Annotated in this window: 16 protein-coding genes; 1 reads left to right on the top strand and 15 read right to left on the bottom strand. The window is 60.0% G+C overall.

The window, feature by feature from the left end; genetic code table 11:
* Positions 1–3 precede the first annotated feature (3 nt).
* A complete protein-coding gene (locus D109_RS0125665) occupies positions 4–1,116 on the bottom strand; it encodes an S-(hydroxymethyl)glutathione dehydrogenase/class III alcohol dehydrogenase (RefSeq protein ID WP_010176741.1) in 1,113 nt (370 codons plus the stop codon).
* Between the two features lie 109 nt (positions 1,117–1,225).
* On the opposite strand from D109_RS0125665, the gene D109_RS0125670 reads away from it, so the two are divergent.
* Positions 1,226–2,122, top strand: a complete 897-nt coding sequence (locus D109_RS0125670; RefSeq protein WP_003219287.1) for a LysR substrate-binding domain-containing protein — start codon at positions 1,226–1,228, stop codon at positions 2,120–2,122.
* Positions 2,123–2,148: 26 nt separating this feature from the next.
* Here D109_RS0125670 and ispD read toward each other — a convergent pair whose 3' ends face one another.
* The 14 genes from ispD to D109_RS0125740 all read right to left on the bottom strand — a co-directional run bounded on the left by ispD (position 2,149) and on the right by D109_RS0125740 (position 18,329).
* Positions 2,149–2,859, bottom strand: a complete 711-nt coding sequence (gene ispD / locus D109_RS0125675; protein ID WP_017479402.1) for a 2-C-methyl-D-erythritol 4-phosphate cytidylyltransferase — start codon at positions 2,857–2,859, stop codon at positions 2,149–2,151.
* Positions 2,856–3,134: a cell division protein FtsB gene (ftsB, locus tag D109_RS0125680; RefSeq protein ID WP_003219292.1), complete on the bottom strand. Its 279-nt coding sequence runs from the start codon at positions 3,132–3,134 to the stop codon at positions 2,856–2,858. The genes ispD and ftsB overlap by 4 nt, the downstream gene beginning before the upstream one ends.
* Positions 3,135–3,305: 171 nt before the next feature.
* Positions 3,306–4,595: a phosphopyruvate hydratase gene (eno, locus tag D109_RS0125685; protein WP_003219294.1), complete on the bottom strand. Its 1,290-nt coding sequence runs from the start codon at positions 4,593–4,595 to the stop codon at positions 3,306–3,308.
* A 156-nt stretch (positions 4,596–4,751) separates the two neighbouring features.
* Positions 4,752–5,597, bottom strand: a complete 846-nt coding sequence (gene kdsA, locus D109_RS0125690) for a 3-deoxy-8-phosphooctulonate synthase (protein ID WP_017479403.1) — start codon at positions 5,595–5,597, stop codon at positions 4,752–4,754.
* Between the two features lie 5 nt (positions 5,598–5,602).
* A complete protein-coding gene (locus D109_RS0125695) occupies positions 5,603–7,234 on the bottom strand; it encodes a CTP synthase (RefSeq protein ID WP_003219298.1) in 1,632 nt (543 codons plus the stop codon).
* Between the two features lie 273 nt (positions 7,235–7,507).
* Positions 7,508–8,827: a tRNA lysidine(34) synthetase TilS gene (gene tilS, locus D109_RS0125700; protein WP_017479405.1), complete on the bottom strand. Its 1,320-nt coding sequence runs from the start codon at positions 8,825–8,827 to the stop codon at positions 7,508–7,510.
* Positions 8,828–8,986: 159 nt separating this feature from the next.
* Entirely contained in the window at positions 8,987–9,934 is a 948-nt protein-coding gene (locus tag D109_RS0125705; RefSeq protein ID WP_010176746.1) for an acetyl-CoA carboxylase carboxyltransferase subunit alpha, read from the bottom strand.
* Positions 9,935–10,073: 139 nt separating this feature from the next.
* The gene (gene dnaE / locus D109_RS0125710) at positions 10,074–13,595 is read right to left on the bottom strand and encodes a DNA polymerase III subunit alpha (RefSeq protein WP_017479406.1); all 3,522 of its coding nucleotides are present in this window, start codon (positions 13,593–13,595) and stop codon (positions 10,074–10,076) included.
* Between the two features lie 76 nt (positions 13,596–13,671).
* On the bottom strand, positions 13,672–14,304 hold the full coding sequence (rnhB, locus tag D109_RS0125715; RefSeq protein WP_017479407.1) for a ribonuclease HII: 633 nt from the start codon (positions 14,302–14,304) through the stop codon (positions 13,672–13,674).
* Positions 14,301–15,440, bottom strand: coding sequence for a lipid-A-disaccharide synthase (lpxB, locus tag D109_RS0125720; protein WP_017479408.1), 1,140 nt, complete (start codon positions 15,438–15,440; stop codon positions 14,301–14,303). Before lpxB ends, rnhB begins: the two co-directional genes overlap by 4 nt.
* A gap of 2 nt (positions 15,441–15,442) precedes the next feature.
* Positions 15,443–16,219: an acyl-ACP--UDP-N-acetylglucosamine O-acyltransferase gene (gene lpxA, locus D109_RS0125725; protein ID WP_003219308.1), complete on the bottom strand. Its 777-nt coding sequence runs from the start codon at positions 16,217–16,219 to the stop codon at positions 15,443–15,445.
* Positions 16,216–16,656, bottom strand: coding sequence for a 3-hydroxyacyl-ACP dehydratase FabZ (gene fabZ / locus D109_RS0125730; RefSeq protein WP_003172281.1), 441 nt, complete (start codon positions 16,654–16,656; stop codon positions 16,216–16,218). The genes lpxA and fabZ overlap by 4 nt, the downstream gene beginning before the upstream one ends.
* A 110-nt stretch (positions 16,657–16,766) precedes the next feature.
* Complete coding sequence (gene lpxD / locus D109_RS0125735) at positions 16,767–17,822, bottom strand: UDP-3-O-(3-hydroxymyristoyl)glucosamine N-acyltransferase (RefSeq protein ID WP_017479409.1); 1,056 nt, start codon at positions 17,820–17,822, stop codon at positions 16,767–16,769.
* A gap of 3 nt (positions 17,823–17,825) precedes the next feature.
* Positions 17,826–18,329 carry an OmpH family outer membrane protein gene (locus D109_RS0125740; RefSeq protein ID WP_003219314.1) on the bottom strand — a complete coding sequence of 168 codons (504 nt, stop codon included), beginning with the start codon at positions 18,327–18,329 and terminating at the stop codon, positions 17,826–17,828.
* Between the last annotated feature and the right edge of the window lie 5 nt (positions 18,330–18,334).

Here is an 18,334-nt window from a genome sequence, read left to right on the forward strand (position 1 = left end):
ACCTCAGAAGTGAATGACGGTGCGGATGCTCTTGCCTTCATGCATCAGGTCAAACGCCTTGTTGATATCTTCCAGGCCCATGGTGTGGGTGATGAAGGTATCCAGCGGGATTTCGCCGGTCTGGGCCATCTCCACGTAGCTTGGCAATTCGCTGCGCCCCCGCACGCCACCAAACGCCGAACCGCGCCAGACGCGACCGGTCACCAGTTGGAACGGACGGGTAGCAATTTCCTGGCCCGCGCCGGCCACGCCGATGATCACCGACTCGCCCCAGCCTTTGTGGCAGCACTCAAGGGCCGCACGCATCAGTTGGACATTGCCGATGCACTCGAAGGAAAAGTCGACGCCGCCATCGGTCAAATCGACAATCACGTCCTGGATCGGGCGATCGTAGTCTTTCGGGTTGATGCAGTCGGTGGCGCCCAGTTGCTTGGCGATTTCGAACTTGGCCGGGTTGATGTCGATGGCAATGATGCGACCGGCCTTGGCTTTCACCGCACCGATCACTGCCGACAGGCCGATACCACCCAGGCCGAAGATGGCCACGGTGTCGCCCGGCTTGACCTTGGCGGTGTTGATCACTGCACCGATACCGGTGGTGACGCCACAGCCCAACAGGCAGACCTTTTCCAGTGGCGCCTCTTTAGGAATCTTCGCTACGGAGATTTCCGGCAGCACGGTGTATTCGGAGAAGGTCGAAGTCCCCATGTAGTGGAAAATCGGCTGGCCCTTGTAGGAAAAGCGCGAGGTGCCATCTGGCATCAGGCCCTTGCCCTGGGTGGCGCGAATCGCCTGGCAGAGGTTGGTCTTGCCCGAGAGGCAGAATTTGCACTTGCCGCATTCCGGGGTGTACAGCGGAATCACGTGGTCGCCTACCGCCACCGAGGTTACGCCTTCGCCGATGGCTTCCACCACGGCGCCGCCTTCGTGGCCGAGGATCGACGGAAAGATACCTTCCGGGTCCGCGCCCGACAGGGTGTAGGCATCGGTATGGCACACACCGGACGCTACCACCCGCAGCAGCACCTCGCCGGCCTTGGGCATGGCCACATCCACTTCAACGATCTCGAGGGGTTTCTTGGCTTCGAAGGCTACGGCCGCGCGGGACTTGATCATCCGGTTTCTCCATCGGGTTAAAAACGTAAGGCCGGCAGTGTAAAACATGCCCATCTGATTAATAATCCAGACAAAAGCAAAACATTATTGCCACACAGGGATAATCAGCATGCTAGAAAACCGCTGGGAAGGCATCGACGAGTTCGTCGCCGTGGCCGAATGCAGCCAATTCACTGCCGCCGCCGAGCGCCTGGGCGTGTCGTCGTCCCATATCAGCCGCCAGGTAGCGCGGCTGGAAGAGCGGCTGCAAACGCGCTTGCTGTATCGCAGTACGCGCAAGGTGACGCTGACGGAAGCCGGCCAGACCTTCCTGCAACATTGCCAGCGCTTGCAGGACGGTCGCGAAGAGGCCTTGCGCGCCGTAGGCGACCTGGCCAGCGAGCCTAAAGGGATGTTACGCATGACCTGCGCAGTGGCTTACGGCGAGCGCTTTATCGTGCCGCTGGTGACGCGGTTCATGGCGCTTTACCCGCAATTGCGGGTGGACGTGGAATTGACCAACCGCCAACTGGACCTGGTGCACGAAGGCCTGGACCTGGCGATTCGCCTCGGGCGCCTGGCGGATTCGCGCATGGTTGCCAGCCGCCTTGCGCCACGGCGTATGTATTTATGCGCGTCACCGTCCTACCTGGCCAGGTACGGCCGGCCACATAGCTTGTCGGAATTAAGTCGGCATAACTGCCTGATCGGCAGCTCGGATATTTGGCAACTGGCCCAGGACGGGCGCGAGTTTTCGCAGCGAGTTCAGGGAAACTGGCGCTGCAACAGTGGGCAAGCGGTGCTCGATGCCGCACTGCAAGGGGTCGGCCTTTGCCAATTGCCGGACTATTACGTGCTGGAGCATTTGCACAGCGGCGCACTGGTGTCGTTACTCGAAGCCCATCAACCGCCCAACACCGCGGTTTGGGCGCTGTACCCGCAACAACGCCACCTATCGCCCAAAGTGCGAAAGCTGGTGGATTTTCTCAAGGAGGGCCTGGGTAACCATCCCGTCTACCTGAGATAGACGGCCACGGCCCGGCGGACTGACCGTCAGGAAGGCTGGAAAGCCCGGCGCTGGCGCAGCCATTCAAGGTCCTCCGGGCGGGTGACCTTGAGGTTGTCGCTGCGGCCTTCGATCAGGCGTGGCGCGTGCCCGGCCCATTCCATGGCCGAGGCTTCGTCGGTGATAACCACGTCCGAGACCAGGCTGTCGGCCAACGCCCGATGCAGCGCGCCAAGGCGGAACATCTGCGGGGTGTAGGCCTGCCAGATCGGCGTGCGATCGACCGTTTCCAGTACGCGCCCATGCTTGTCGGCACGCTTGAGGGTGTCCCGTGCCGGCACGGCCAGCAGCCCACCCACGGTGTCGTCGGCCAGTTCAAACAGCAACTTGTCCAGGTCATCGCGGCTGAGGTTCGGTCGGGCGGCATCATGCACCAGCACCCAATCGTCATCGCTGGCGCCCTGGCTGTGCAGGTAAAGCAAGGCATTGAGGACAGAGCCCGAGCGCTCGTCGCCGCCATCCACCCGCGTAATGCGGGGGTCGGTGGCGCAAGCCAGGTTCGGCCAATAAGGGTCGTCGACAGCAAGACTGACCACCAGCCCCTTGAGGCCCGGATGATCGAGGAAACAGCCAAGGCTGTGTTCGAGAATAGTGCGCCCGCCCAGTTGCAAGTACTGCTTGGGACGGTCCGCGGCCATACGGGCACCCACGCCCGCGGCAGGAATCACGGCCCAGAAGGCCGGTGACGAAAGGCTCATTGGGCCAACTGGTAGAGGGTCTCGCCCTCCTTGACCATGCCCAACTCATGGCGAGCCCGTTCTTCAACGGTCTCCATGCCTTTTTTCAGTTCAAGCACTTCGGCATCGAGCACGCGATTGCGCTCCAGCAACACCTCGTTTTCGGCGTGCTGTGCGGCAATTTGCTGGGTCAGTTCGGTGACCTGCGCCAAGCTGCCATTCCCCACCCATAGGCGGTACTGCAGGCCAGCCAGCAGCAAGAGCAAGACGAGGAACAACCAATTGGGACTGCGCATCGAATATCGGGTATCCAGTGAAAAAAGACAGCCATGCAAAACTTTTGAAGCAACTGATAGCACGAAGCCTGGAATAACCAGGCTTGTGCTTGATAGCCAAGAGATTAGCGCCGAAATTCACACTGTCGTGATTTTTCCGACGTAATCCGCTGACCTTTTACCATTTAACAATCAGCCGCGAAACTCGCTGCGACCGTTGTACTTGGCTTTGCCGCCCAGTTGCTCTTCGATACGCAGCAATTGGTTGTACTTGGAAACGCGGTCGGAACGGCACAGGGAACCGGTCTTGATCTGCCCTGCCGAAGTGCCCACAGCCAGGTCGGCAATGGTCGAATCTTCGGTTTCGCCGGAGCGGTGGGAGATCACGGCGGTGTAGCCCGCAGCCTTGGCCATCTGGATGGCTTCCAGGGTTTCGGTCAGGGTGCCGATCTGGTTGAACTTGATCAGGATCGAGTTGGCGATCTTCTTGTCGATGCCTTCTTTCAGGATCTTGGTGTTGGTCACGAACAGGTCGTCGCCTACCAGCTGGATCTTCTCGCCGATCTTGTCGGTCAGCACTTTCCAGCCAGCCCAGTCGGACTCGTCCAGGCCGTCTTCGATCGAGATGATCGGGTAGCGCTCGGTCAGGCCCTTGAGGTAATCAGCAAAACCTTCGGAGGTGAACACGTGGCCTTCACCGGACAGGTTGTACTTGCCGTCTTCGTAGAATTCACTGGCCGCGCAGTCCAGGGCCAGGGTCACGTCAGTGCCCAGCTTGTAGCCAGCGTTGGCCACGGCTTCGGAGATCACTTTCAGTGCATCTTCGTTGGACGCCAGGTTCGGTGCGAAACCACCTTCGTCACCCACGGCAGTGCTCAGGCCACGGGCCTTCAATACAGCCTTGAGGTGGTGGAAAATCTCGGTGCCCATGCGCAGGCCTTCGGAGAAGGTCTTGGCGCCAACCGGCTGCACCATGAATTCCTGGATGTCGACGTTGTTATCCGCGTGCTCGCCACCGTTGATGATGTTCATCATCGGAACCGGCATCGAGTAAACACCCGGGGTGCCGTTCAGGTTGGCGATGTGGGCGTACAGCGGCAGGTCCTGATCCTGTGCAGCAGCCTTGGCGGCAGCCAGGGACACGGCCAGGATGGCGTTGGCGCCGAGGCTGCCTTTGTTTTCAGTACCGTCGAGCTTGATCATCGCGTGATCGAGGGCTTTCTGGTCCAGCGGATCCTTGCCCAGCAGCAGGTCGCGGATGGGGCCATTGATGTTGGCAACTGCCTTGAGTACGCCCTTGCCCAGGTAACGGCTCTTGTCGCCATCACGCAGTTCCAGTGCTTCGCGGGAACCTGTGGAAGCACCGGACGGCGCGCAGGCGCTACCGATGATGCCGTTATCGAGAAGCACGTCGGCTTCGACGGTAGGGTTGCCACGGGAGTCGAGAACTTCACGACCTTTGATGTCGACGATTTTTGCCATTGTTGTAAACACTCCAAAGTTGACGAAAACGACGCAGCTGAAGGAAATCTTTTGACCGACCGCAAGGGTGGAACAACGGGCAGGCTTGCAGGCGACAAGGCTCAGGCCCGGGGGCCTGAGCGTAAAGCGAGGGAAAGTCTACCGGAGAAATGGCGCTTACGCGGTCTCTACCGTCGGAAAACTCTTGACCAGGTCGTCCAACTGCTTCAACTGGGCCAGGAATGGCTCCAGCTTGTCCAGGCGCAGGGCGCATGGGCCGTCGCACTTGGCGTTGTCCGGGTCAGGGTGAGCTTCCAGGAACAGGCCTGCCAGGGACTGGCTGATGCCGGCCTTGGCCAGGTCCAATACCTGGGCACGGCGCCCGCCAGCGGAATCAGCGCGACCACCGGGCATTTGCAGCGCGTGGGTCACGTCGAAGAACACCGGGTATTCGAACTGCTTCATGATGCCGAAACCGAGCATGTCCACTACGAGGTTGTTGTAGCCGAAGCTTGAACCGCGCTCGCAGAGGATCAACTGGTCGTTACCCGCTTCCACGCACTTGTTCAGGATGTGTTTCATTTCCTGGGGTGCGAGGAACTGGGCTTTCTTGATGTTGATCACCGCGCCGGTCTTGGCCATGGCGACGACAAGGTCGGTCTGGCGCGACAGGAAGGCCGGCAGCTGGATGATGTCGCACACCTCGGCGACCACGGCAGCCTGTTCAGGCTCGTGGACGTCGGTGATGATCGGCACGCCGAAGGCTTGCTTGATGTCCTGGAAGATCCGCAGGCCTTCTTCAAGGCCCGGGCCGCGATAGGAGGTCACGGACGAACGGTTGGCCTTGTCGAAACTGGCCTTGAACACGTAAGGGATACCGAGTTTCTCGGTCACCTTCACGTACTCTTCACAGACCTGCATCGCCATGTCGCGGCTTTCCAGCACGTTCATGCCGCCGAACAGCACCATGGGCTTGTCGTTGGCAATCTCGATGTCGCCTACGCGAATGATCTTCTGGGCCATCAGGTTTACGCCTTCTTCTGATGTTGCGTCAGTGCTGCTTTAACGAAGCCGCTGAACAACGGGTGGCCGTCGCGCGGGGTCGATGTGAACTCCGGGTGGAACTGGCAAGCCACGAACCATGGATGATCCGGTGCTTCAACCACTTCAACCAGTGCGCCATCACCGGAACGACCGGAGATTTTCAGGCCGGCTTCCATGATTTTCGGCAGCAGGTTGTTGTTCACTTCGTAGCGGTGACGGTGACGCTCGACGATCACGTCCTTGCCGTAGCAATCGTGAACCAGCGAACCCGGCTCCAGCAGGCAATCCTGCGCGCCAAGGCGCATGGTGCCGCCCAGGTCGGACGCTTCGGTACGGGTTTCGACGGCGCCGGTGGCATCTTCCCACTCGGTGATCAGGCCCACGACCGGGTGACCACTGGTGCGATCGAACTCGGTGGAGTTGGCGTCTTTCCAGCCCATTACGTTACGAGCGAACTCGATGACCGCCACTTGCATGCCCAGGCAGATACCCAGGTAAGGCACCTTGTTCTCACGAGCGTACTGGACGGCAGTGATCTTGCCTTCCACGCCACGCAGACCGAAGCCGCCCGGAACCAGGATGGCGTCAACGCCTTCCAGCAACGCAGTGCCCTGGTTCTCGATGTCTTCGGAGTCGATGTAGCGCAGGTTGACCTTGGTACGGTTGCTGATGCCCGCATGGCTCATCGCTTCGATCAGCGACTTGTAAGCGTCCAGCAGCTCCATGTACTTGCCGACCATGGCGATGGTGACTTCATGCTCAGGGTTGAGCTTGGCATCGACCACGGCTTCCCACTCGGACAGATCGGCGCCGCCACACTGCAGGCCGAAACGCTCGACGACAAAATCATCCAGGCCCTGGGAATGCAGGATGCCCGGGATCTTGTAGATGGTGTCGGCGTCTTCCAGGGCGATCACCGCACGTTCTTCAACGTTTGTGAACTGGGCGATCTTGCGACGGGACGCGATGTCGATCGCGTGATCGGAGCGGCAGACCAGCACGTCCGGCTGCAGGCCGATGGAACGCAGTTCCTTGACCGAGTGCTGGGTAGGCTTGGTTTTGGTTTCGCCTGCGGTGGCGATGTAGGGCACCAGTGTCAGGTGCATCAGCATCGCGCGCTTGGCGCCGACTTCGAAACGCAACTGGCGGATGGCTTCGAGGAACGGTTGGGACTCGATGTCACCTACGGTGCCACCGATCTCGACCATCGCCACGTCGGCATCGCCTGCACCCTTGATGATGCGGCGCTTGATTTCGTCGGTGATGTGCGGGATCACCTGGATGGTTGCACCCAGGTAGTCACCACGGCGCTCCTTGCGCAGCACGTGCTCGTAGACACGGCCGGTGGTGAAGTTGTTGTTCTGGGTCATGGTCGTGCGGATGAACCGCTCGTAGTGGCCCAGGTCCAGGTCGGTCTCGGCGCCGTCGTGAGTGACGAACACTTCACCGTGCTGGAACGGGCTCATGGTGCCCGGGTCAACGTTGATGTACGGGTCCAGCTTGAGCATGGTGACCTTAAGTCCCCGCGCCTCCAGGATGGCCGCCAATGAAGCGGAGGCAATGCCTTTCCCCAATGAAGAAACAACACCGCCCGTGACGAATATGTAGCGCGTCATGAAAAACCCTAGAAGTCTGCGTTAAAGCGGTCCGAGCCGCCGGGGAAAGCGAAGGAAGGCCGAAGCCCCCGATCACCTGCATTAATCACAGTGCACCTTTCAAAAAAACCGCCGCGTTGTGACAGACCAGCAATGAAACACCGGTACGTTGATCGCTACACATTTTTTGGAATCGCCCAGCAAAGACTGCTTGGTAATCGGCAACTGCTGCGATTCAGGCGAATCCACAGAAGTTGTATCAAGAAGGGAGCGTAGTCTACCGGAAAGGCTCTATCAGCTCAAACCTTGATCGCAGGTTGGTGGCATCCAATGTAATTGCCAGTCGGTACCGCCACCTGCCGCAAGCCCCGGCAGGCTGGCCACAGCCAGCAATTGTTGGCCCTGATACAGCAGCGGCAATCTGCCACGGATGAAGCCTGGCACGGCACTTTCGTTAAGCAACCGCTTCAGGTCACGCCGGCCCCGGCCTGGCAATTCCATGATTTCGCCGCCTTGACGATAACGGACGCTCAAGGGACCTTCGGGTGCGCTGCCGCTGAAGTGCAGTTGGCCGTTACCGGGTAACTGTAGTGGGTTTTGCGGCTGTGACCAGCTCACCGATGCGTCAGAAAAATCCGACCAGCTGGCGGGTAACCACCAGATAAGCCCACCGCAACGGTGCAATTGACCGTCAGCCAGACACCACAGCGGCTGTGCGTCTTCCTTGGCATCGCGCAGGTTCGCCCAGCCGGCCCAGTGCTCGCTGTCGGGCAAGCGTGTCAGCGGTGTCAGCCAGTGCATGAGTGCGTTGCGCTGGCGGGCCTCGGAGAGCGCGGCAAGCGGTTCAAGGGTCAGCGAGGGCAATACGAGCCAGGGAAACGCCGAGGGCTGGCTGGCGGTCAGCAGGTCCATTTGTGCCAGTTCGTCGAGCAAGCCTTGGGCCTCGCTCAAATGTTCGGCGCTGCGGGCCATGGTGCTGACGGCTTGGGGCCAACGTTCGGTCAGGCGCGGGAAAACCTGGTGGCGCAGGTAGTTGCGGGAGAAACGCGGGTCGGCGTTGGAGGGGTCTTCGATCCAGGTCAATTGATGCTCGCGGGCGTAGGCTTCAAGCTCGGCGCGAGACACATCCAGCAAGGGCCGCACCAGGTAGCCACCCGCCAATGGACGCTGCACAGGCATCGCCGCCAGTCCACGTACGCCGGCCCCACGCAACAAGCGAAACAGCAAGGTTTCAGCCTGATCGTCGCGGTGCTGGCCCGTAATCAGCAACTCCCCTGCCCCGATGACCTCGGCAAACGCCTGATACCGCGCTTCACGGGCCGCGCGCTCCAGGCTTGCGCCTTGTTGCACTTGCACGCGGATCACCCGCAGAGGCACGCCCAAGGCGTCGCACACGGACTGGCAATGGGCCGGCCACGCATCAGCCGCAGCTTGCAGCCCATGATGAACATGGATAGCGCTGAGTGGCGGAAGCTTGTCGATTTTGGCCAGCGTGGCCAGGAGGTGCAGCAGGACGGTGGAGTCGAGGCCGCCGGAGAAGGCGATATGCCAGGCCGGGGCGTTGCGCCAGGGGGCGAGGATTTGCAGGAGCTTGGCGGTCAAGTTGGGCTTCATAGCAAAGTACGCCATCAAACTGGAATGCGGTAACCAGCATACACAAGGCAAATGTGGGAGCGGGCTTGCTCGCGAATGCAGTGTGTCAGTCGCCAACTATATTGACTGAATCACCGCCTTCGCGAGCAAGCCCGCCCCCACATTCAGTAACGCGTCGGCTTAGAGACCGTAGCTCATCAGTCGCTCGTAACGACGGGCCAGCAGCGCCTCGTTGTCGAACTTCTTGAGCATCGCCAGTTGCGAGCTGAGTTCAGCACGAATGGTCGCGGCAGCGGCAGCCGGGTCACGGTGGGCGCCGCCCAATGGCTCGGCGATCACTTTGTCCACGATACCCAGGCCTTTCAGGCGATCTGCGGTGATGCCCATGGCTTCAGCGGCATCCGGCGCTTTCTCGGCGGTTTTCCACAGGATCGAGGCGCAACCTTCCGGCGAGATCACCGCGTAGGTCGAATATTGCAGCATGTTCAGTTGGTCGCAGACGCCAATGGCCAGCGCACCGCCGGAACCGCCTTCGCCGATCACGGTAGCGATGATCGGGGTCTTCAGGCGAGCCATCACCCGCAGGTTCCAGGCAATCGCTTCGCTCTGGTTGCGCTCTTCAGCGTCGATACCCGGGTAGGCGCCCGGGGTGTCGATGAAGGTCAGGATCGGCATCTTGAAGCGCTCGGCCATTTCCATCAGGCGGCAAGCCTTGCGGTAGCCTTCAGGACGCGGCATGCCGAAGTTGCGACGGACTTTCTCGCGCACTTCACGGCCTTTCTGGTGACCGATCACCATCACTGGCTGGTCGTCCAGGCGAGCGATACCGCCCACGATGGCGGCGTCGTCGGAGAAGTGACGGTCGCCGTGCAGTTCATCGAACTCGGTGAAGATGTGCTCGATGTAGTCCAGGGTGTACGGACGGCGCGGGTGGCGGGCCAGGCGCGCGATCTGCCAGCTGGTCAGCTTGCCGAAGATGTCTTCGGTAAGCGTGCTGCTCTTGTCTTGCAGGCGAGCGATTTCATCGCCGATATTCAGCGAATTGTCATTGCCGACCAGGCGCAGCTCTTCGATCTTGGCTTGCAGGTCAGCGATCGGCTGTTCGAAATCAAGAAAATTCGGGTTCATAAGCGTCCGTCTTGGGTCGACGGCCAAGGGGTGCCTGGCCAGCCGGTTGTCTATTCGCGCCCTACCTTAAGGGAGAGGCGCGGTTAGGTCGAGATTAAATGTTCGGTCGAGATCAGGCGTTCTTTGTACGGCCTGACCGTCAACGGTATTGGAGGAAGACGTTGTCACGCCCGAACTGGTCACGCAATGCTTGAATCAAGCCATCAGCGGGATCAATTCGCCACGTCTCACCAAACTGCAACATCGCCTTGGCATCGTCGCGGGTGTACTCCATGGTCACCGGGCAGGCGCCACGGTGGCGTTTAAGCAAGTCACCCAACCAGCGTAGCTGATCGCCTTTGAGCGCATCGGTCTTGACCTTCAAGCGCAGGCTTTCGGCCAGGTTGGTGCGAGCATCTTCCATGCTCATCACGCGCTTGATCCGCAGGCGCAGGCCGCCGGAGAAGTCGTCGTTGCTGACCTCCCCTTCCACCACCACCATCGCGTCGGTCTGCAACAGCGACTGGGCGGAGTGGAATGCATCGGCAAACAGCGACGCTTCGATCCGGCCCGAGCGGTCGTCGAGGGTAATGAACCCCATCTTGTCGCCCTTTTTATTCTTCATCACCCGCAGCGCGATGATCATGCCCGCGACGGTCTGGGTATCCCGCGCCGGCTTCAGGTCGATGATGCGCTGGCGGGCGAAACGCCGGATTTCACCTTCGTATTCGTCAATCGGGTGACCGGTGAGGTACAGGCCCAAGGTGTCCTTCTCGCCCTTGAGGCGCTCCTTGAGGGTCAGGTCCTTGGCCTTGCGATGGTTGGCGTAGACGTCAGCGTCGTCTTCGACGAACAGCCCGCCAAACAGGTCGGCGTGGCCGCTGTCGTGGGTGCGCGCGGTCTGTTCGGCGGCCTTGATCGCTTCTTCCATGGCGGTCAGCAATACCGCGCGATTGCGGTCGATGTTGGCCTGGTAAGCCTTTGGCTCATCATGGAAGTACGGACCCAGACGATCCAGGGCACCGCTTCGGATCAAGCCATCCAGGGTACGTTTGTTGATGCGCTTGAGGTCGACCCGGGCGCAGAAGTCGAACAGGTCCTTGAACGGCCCGTCCTGACGCGCTTCGGTAATCGCCTCCACCGGGCCTTCGCCCACGCCCTTGATCGCACCGAGGCCATAAATGATGCGGCCTTCGTCGTTGACCGTGAACTTGAACTCGGAGGTGTTCACGTCCGGCGCGTCGAGGCGCAGCTTCATGGTCCGCACTTCTTCGATCAAGGTCACGACCTTGTCGGTGTTGTGCATATCCGCAGACAGTACCGCGGCCATGAACGGCGCCGGGTAGTGAGCCTTCAGCCAGGCCGTCTGGTACGACACCAGGCCGTAGGCGGCGGAGTGGGATTTGTTGAAGCCGTAACCGGCGAATTTCTCTACCAGGTCGAAGATGTTACCGGCCAGGTCGGCGTCGATGTTGTTGGTGGCGCAGCCCTCAATGAAGCCACCGCGCTGCTTGGCCATCTCCTCGGGCTTTTTCTTACCCATGGCTCGACGCAGCATATCCGCGCCGCCGAGGGTATAGCCAGCCATGACCTGAGCAATCTGCATCACCTGTTCTTGATACAGGATGATGCCGTAGGTCGGTGCCAGTACTGGCTTGAGGCCTTCGTACTGGTAGTCGGAGTGCGGGTAAGCCAGCTCGGCACGTCCGTGCTTACGGTTGATGAAGTCATCCACCATGCCTGATTGCAGCGGGCCCGGACGGAACAGGGCCACCAGCGCGATCAAGTCTTCCAGGCAGTCGGGCTTGAGCTTTTTGATCAGCTCTTTCATGCCGCGGGATTCAAGCTGGAACACGGCCGTGGTTTCAGCCTTTTGCAGCAGGCTGTAGGTCGGTTTGTCGTCCAGCGGGATAAACGCGATATCCAGCGGTGGCTCGTTGACCTTGGCGCGGTCGCGGTTGATGGTCTTCAGCGCCCAGTCGATGATCGTCAGGGTCCGCAGGCCGAGGAAGTCGAACTTCACCAGGCCGGCCGCCTCCACGTCATCCTTGTCGAACTGGGTTACCAGGCCGTCGCCTTCTTCGTCGCAATAGATCGGCGAAAAGTCAGTCAGCTTGGTAGGCGCGATAACCACACCACCGGCGTGTTTACCGACGTTACGCACCACGCCTTCGAGCTTGCGCGCCATGTCCCAGATTTCGGCCGCCTCTTCATCGACCTTGATGAAGTCCCGCAGGATTTCTTCCTGCTCGTAGGCTTTTTCCAGGGTCATGCCGACTTCGAATGGAATCATCTTCGACAGTCGGTCAGCCAGGCCGTAGGACTTGCCCTGCACCCGGGCCACGTCGCGGATTACCGCTTTCGCCGCCATGGAACCGAAGGTGATGATCTGGCTTACGGCGTTGCGGCCGTATTTCTCGGCCACGTATTCAATAACCCGGTCGCGACCATCCATGCAGAAGTCGACGTCGAAGTCGGGCATCGATACCCGTTCCGGGTTAAGGAAACGTTCGAACAGCAGGTCATATTCCAGCGGGTCGAGGTCAGTGATCTTCTGCACATAGGCCACCAGCGACCCGGCACCCGATCCACGGCCTGGGCCCACCGGCACGCCGTTGCTTTTGGCCCACTGGATAAAGTCCATTACGATCAGGAAGTAACCGGGGAACCCCATCTGGATAATGATATCCAGCTCGAAATTCAGCCGGTCGACGTAGACCTGGCGCTTGGCTTCATAATCTTCAGTGGTGTCCTTGGGCAGCAGGACACTCAGGCGTTCCTCCAAACCGTCGAACGAGACCTTGCGGAAATACTCGTCGATGGTCATGCCATCAGGAATCGGGAAGTTGGGCAGGAAGTGCTTGCCCAGCTTCACTTCAATATTGCAGCGCTTGGCAATTTCGACGGAGTTTTCCAGGGCCTCGGGCAGGTCACTGAACAGCTCGGCCATTTCATCGGCGCTTTTGAGGTACTGCTCTTCGCTGTAGTTTTTCGAGCGACGCGGATCGTCCAGCGCCCGGCCTTCGCCGATGCATACGCGGGTTTCGTGGGCCTCGAAGTCTTCCTTCTTGATAAAGCGCACATCGTTGGTCGCCACCAGCGGCGCGCCAAGCTTTTCAGCCAGGGCTACGGCGGCGTGCAACTGCTCTTCATCGTTGGGGCGGTTGGTGCGCTGGATTTCCAGATAGAAACGGTTGGGGAACACCGCCATCCACTCACGGGCGAGTACTTCTGCCTCGTGAGGATTGCCGCCCAACAGCGCAATACCAATCTCACCTTCTTTGGCCGCCGAGAGCATGATCAGCCCTTCGCTGGCCTCGGCCACCCATTCGCGCTCGATGATGATCGAGCCGTTGCGCTGGCCATCGATGAAGCCACGGGAAATCAGTTCGGTGAGGTTGCGATAACCCACGCCGTTCATCGCCAACAGGCTGATGCGGCTCAATGGGTTATCCGGGTCTTTGTTCGACAGCCACAGGTCGGCGCCGCAGATCGGCTTGATGCCGGCGCCCATGGCGGCCTTGTAGAACTTGACCAGGGAGCACATGTTGTTCTGGTCAGTCACCGCCACGGCAGGCATGTTCATGCCCACCAGGGTTTTGACCAGGGGTTTGATCCGTACCAGGCCGTCGACCAGGGAGTATTCAGTGTGCAGGCGCAGGTGAACGAATGAAGCCGGCATAGTGATCCTGTCTAAAAACGTGGAGACAACAAGGCCCGGATTGTACCGGGCCTTGAGCAAAACATCAGCCTCGCGACTAAACCTCGATGAGACTCTCCCGCGCTTCGTAAGCCTGGCGAACCGGGGCGAACGAGCGGCGGTGGATCGGGGTCGGGCCCAGCCGCGCCAAAGCTTCCAGATGAACGGGCGTTGGATAACCTTTGTGCCCGCCGATGCCGTAGCCCGGGTAGATCAATTCAAAAGCCGCCATCTCACGGTCACGGCTGACCTTGGCCAGGATCGATGCAGCGGCAATCGCCGGCACCTTGCTATCACCCTTGACCACCGCTTCAGCCGGCATCGTCAGCTTCGGGCAGCGGTTGCCGTCAATCATCGCCATTTTGGGCGTGATGTGCAGGCCTTCAATAGCGCGCTGCATGGCCAGCATGGTGGCGTGCAGGATGTTCAGTTCGTCGATTTCTTCAACCTCAGCCCGAGCGATGTGCCAGCTCAGGGCTTTCTCACAGATCTCGTCGTAGAGTTTTTCTCGACGGGCTTCGGTGAGCTTCTTCGAATCGTTCAGGCCGAGGATCGGGCGGTTCGGGTCGAGAATCACTGCGGCGGTGACGACTGCGCCACACAGCGGGCCGCGACCGACTTCGTCAACACCGGCTACCAGATCAAGGGCATCGGCGACCAGGCTGAAATCCAGGCCCATTTGCGTCTTCATAGGGTTTCCTGTTTATGGCCGATCAAGGTCAGCACAGCATCTGCCGCCTGGTTCGACGCATCACGACGCAAGGTGCGGTGGATTTCGTCGAAACCACGGGTCTGCTCTTCGCCGCCATCGATCAACGGAAGCATGGTTTGCGCCAACGCCTCAGGCGTCGCTTCGTCCTGCAACAACTCGGGCACCAACAGACGCTGGGCCAGCAAATTGGGCAGGGAGATGTAGGGGCTTTTGACCATACGCTTGAGAATCCAGTAGGTCAGCGGCGCCAGGCGATAGGCCACGACCATCGGCCGTTTGTAGAGCAAGGCTTCCAGGGTCGCAGTGCCGGACGCGATCAGCACCGCATCGCAGGCAGCCAGGGCCAGGTGCGAGCCGCCGTCGAGCAGGGTCAACGGCAAGTTGCGCCCCACCAGCAATTCTTCAATTTGTGCACGGCGCTGAGGACTGGCGCATGGCAATACGAAGCGCACACCCGGCTTAAGCGCCTGCAGACGTTCGGCAGCATCAAAAAACAGCGCGCCGAGACGACCGACTTCGCCACCACGGCTACCCGGCATCAGCGCCACCAACGGCCCGTCAGCCAAGCCCAGTTCGGCACGCGCCGCACCACGATCCGCCTGAAGCGGGATAGTGTCGGCCAGGGTGTGGCCGACAAACCGCACCGGCACGCCCTTCTCTTCGTAGAACCGGGCCTCGAACGGCAGCAGGGTCAGCATCAGGTCGCAGCCTTCGCGAATCTTCAGCACGCGCTTTTGCCGCCACGCCCACACGGACGGGCTGACGTAATGCACGGTCTTGATCCCGGCCTGACGCAACTTGAGTTCGATATTGAGGGTGAAGTCCGGAGCGTCGATTCCGATAAAGACGTCGGGCTTTTCTTCGATCAGGGTCTGGATCAGCTTTTTGCGCCGAGCCAGCAGCTCACGCAACCGACCCAACACTTCCACCAGGCCCATGACCGACAAGCGCTCCATGGGAAAGTAGGACGTGAGGCCTTCAGCCTGCATCAGTGGACCGCCGACACCGATGAATTCAACCGCAGGATGCTGGAGCTTGAGGGCCCGCATCAGGCCTGCACCGAGAATATCGCCGGAAGCTTCTCCGGCCACCAACGCTATACGCAGCTTGGCCATGATCAGCGGGTGATGCCGCGAGTCGACGACTGGATCGAATCACGGAATATCGCGACTTCCGGAAACAATGCGGCGGGCTCCGTCAGTTCGATCAACGCCTGGTCAACCGTCAACCCCTGGCGGTAAACCACCTTGTAGGCGCGGCGCAGGGCGTGGATGGCGTCTTCGCTGAAGCCCCGACGGCGCATGCCTTCGAAGTTCATGCTGCGGGCTTCGGCCGGGTTGCCGAATACCGTGACGAATGCCGGAACATCCTTGCCAATGGCGGTACCCATGCCGGAAAAGCTGTGGGCGCCGATATGGCAGTACTGATGCACCAGGGTGAAGCCGGACAGAATCGCCCAATCGTCAACGTGCACGTGGCCGGCCAACGCGGTGTTGTTGACCAGGATGCAGTGGTTGCCGATGACGCTGTCATGGCCGATGTGCGCGTAGGCCATCACCAGATTGTGATCACCCAGGGTGGTCTCGGCGCGGTCCTGAACGGTACCGCGGTGAATGGTCACGCCTTCACGGATGATGTTGTGATCACCGATTACCAGACGCGTTTCTTCACCCTTGTACTTCATGTCCGGGGTGTCTTCGCCTATCGATGAGAACTGATAGATGCGGTTGTGTTTGCCAATGCGCGTCGGGCCTTTGAGGATCACATGCGGCCCGATGACTGTTCCCTCGCCGATTTCCACACCTGCGCCGACGATCGACCAAGGGCCGACCTCAACGTCGGCGGCCAGTACGGCCGTCGGATCGATGATTGCGCGAGGGTCAATCAAACTCATAGTTTGCGTTCCGCACAGATGATTTCAGCCGAGCACACCGGCTTGCCGTCGACCGACGCCTGGCATTCGAACTTCCAGATCTGGCGCTTGCAGCTGATGAACTTGGCTTCCAGGATCAACTGGTCACCCGGGGTAACCGGGTTGCGGAAGCGCAGTTTGTCGGAGCCCACGAAATAGTAGAGCGTGCCATCGGCAGGCTTCAGGTCGAGCATTTTGAAACCAAGGATACCGGCAGCCTGGGCCATCGCTTCGATGATCAATACGCCTGGCATGATGGGATGCGCAGGGAAGTGACCGTTGAAGAACGGTTCGTTGATGCTGACATTCTTGTAGGCACGAATGCGCTTTTCCTCAACATTGAGGTCCACTACACGGTCCACCAGCAGGAACGGGTAACGGTGAGGCAGGTATTCGCGAATCTCGTTGATGTCCATCATTTCGGGGGGAAGCCTGTAATAAAGATTGGGAGCGTGCGGACTAAGGCACGCCCCTCTAGCAAATCAAGGAGGCAGTCTAGCGGCTGTGCACACTTGATATGGAAATGGTATCAGCCATCTGATGAAGCATTACCGCCAGGGGTCACGTCCCCAACACGCTTTTCCAGATGTTTCAGGCGCCGAGCGATATCGTCGAGCTGCCTCAGACGCGCCGCGCTCTTGCGCCATTCGGCCGCAGGCTGCATGGCCGTACCGGATGAATAGGACCCAGGTTCGGTAATCGAATGGGTCACCATGGTCATGCCGGTGATGAATACGTTGTCGCACACTTCGATATGGCCCACCAGGCCAACACCGCCGGCGAGCATGCAATGCTTGCCGATCTTGGTGCTGCCGGAGATCCCCACGCAGGCGGCCATAGCGGTGTGATCGCCAATCTGCACGTTGTGGGCGATCTGAATCTGGTTATCCAGTTTCACGCCGTTACCAATGACGGTATCGGCCAATGCCCCGCGGTCAACAGCGGTGTTGACGCCAATTTCAACGTCATCGCCGATCAACACACCGCCCACTTGGGCAATCTTGTGCCAGACACCCTTCGAGTTAGCAAAGCCGAAGCCCTCGCCGCCGATCACGGCACCTGACTGAATCACCACACGCTCACCAATACGCACGTCGTGGTACAGGGTCACACGCGGGGCCAGCCAGCCACCGGCACCAATCTCGCTGCGGGCGCCGATAAAACACTGAGCACCCACCGTTACGCCCGGTCCGATACGGGCGCCGCTTTCGATCACCACAAAAGCACCGATGCTCGCGGCAGGATCAACCTGCGCGTCATCCGCGATCACCGCCGAAGGATGGATACCGGCGGCTGCCTTGGGTTTTGGATCGAACAGGTGCGATGCCCGGGCATACGCCAGGTACGGATCGGCAACAACCAGCGCATCCCCGGCAAACCCTTCGGCATCAGCAGCCTTCAGCAACACGGCCGCGGCGTGGCTGTCGCCCAGGTATTTACGGTATTGAGGATTTGCCAGGAAGCTCAACTGAGCTGGGCCAGCCTCCTGCAAGGTGGCTAGCCCAGTGATTTCCTTCTCCGGAGAGCCACGCAAGGTGGCCCCCAGGAACTCGGCCAATTGACCGAGCTTGATAGTCGCAGTCATGGCTTACTTCAGCTGATTCATGCGCTCGATCACCTGACGGGTGATGTCGTACTGAGGTTTAACGTCGATGACTGCACCGCGTTCGAATACCAGATCAAAGGCACCTTTCTTGATGACTTCTTCCACAGCGCTGTCGAGTTTCGGCTTGAGCTGCTTGAGCATTTCGCGGTCAGCAACAGCCTTGGCTTCGTTCAGTTCCTTGGACTGGAACTGGTAGTCACGGGCCTTTTGCTTGAATTCAAGCTCCAGACGCTCGCGCTCGCCTTGCTGCATCTTGTCGCCACCGGCTACCAGACGATCCTGGATGCCCTTGGCGCTGCTTTCCAGCGTCTTCAGCTTGGTCAGCTGAGGACCGAATTTCTTCTCGGCATCCACGGCGTATTTCTTGGCCGCATCGGATTCCAGCAGGGCCATCTGATAGTTCAGAACAGCAATCTTCATTTCGGCAAAGGCCGGGGTCGCTACCAGGACAGTCGCCAGGAGAACCAATTGAGTCAACTTACGCACGATGC

Origin of the sequence: Pseudomonas sp. PAMC 26793 (assembly GCF_000313235.1) — a bacterium.
Lineage (GTDB): Bacteria > Pseudomonadota > Gammaproteobacteria > Pseudomonadales > Pseudomonadaceae > Aquipseudomonas > Aquipseudomonas yamanorum.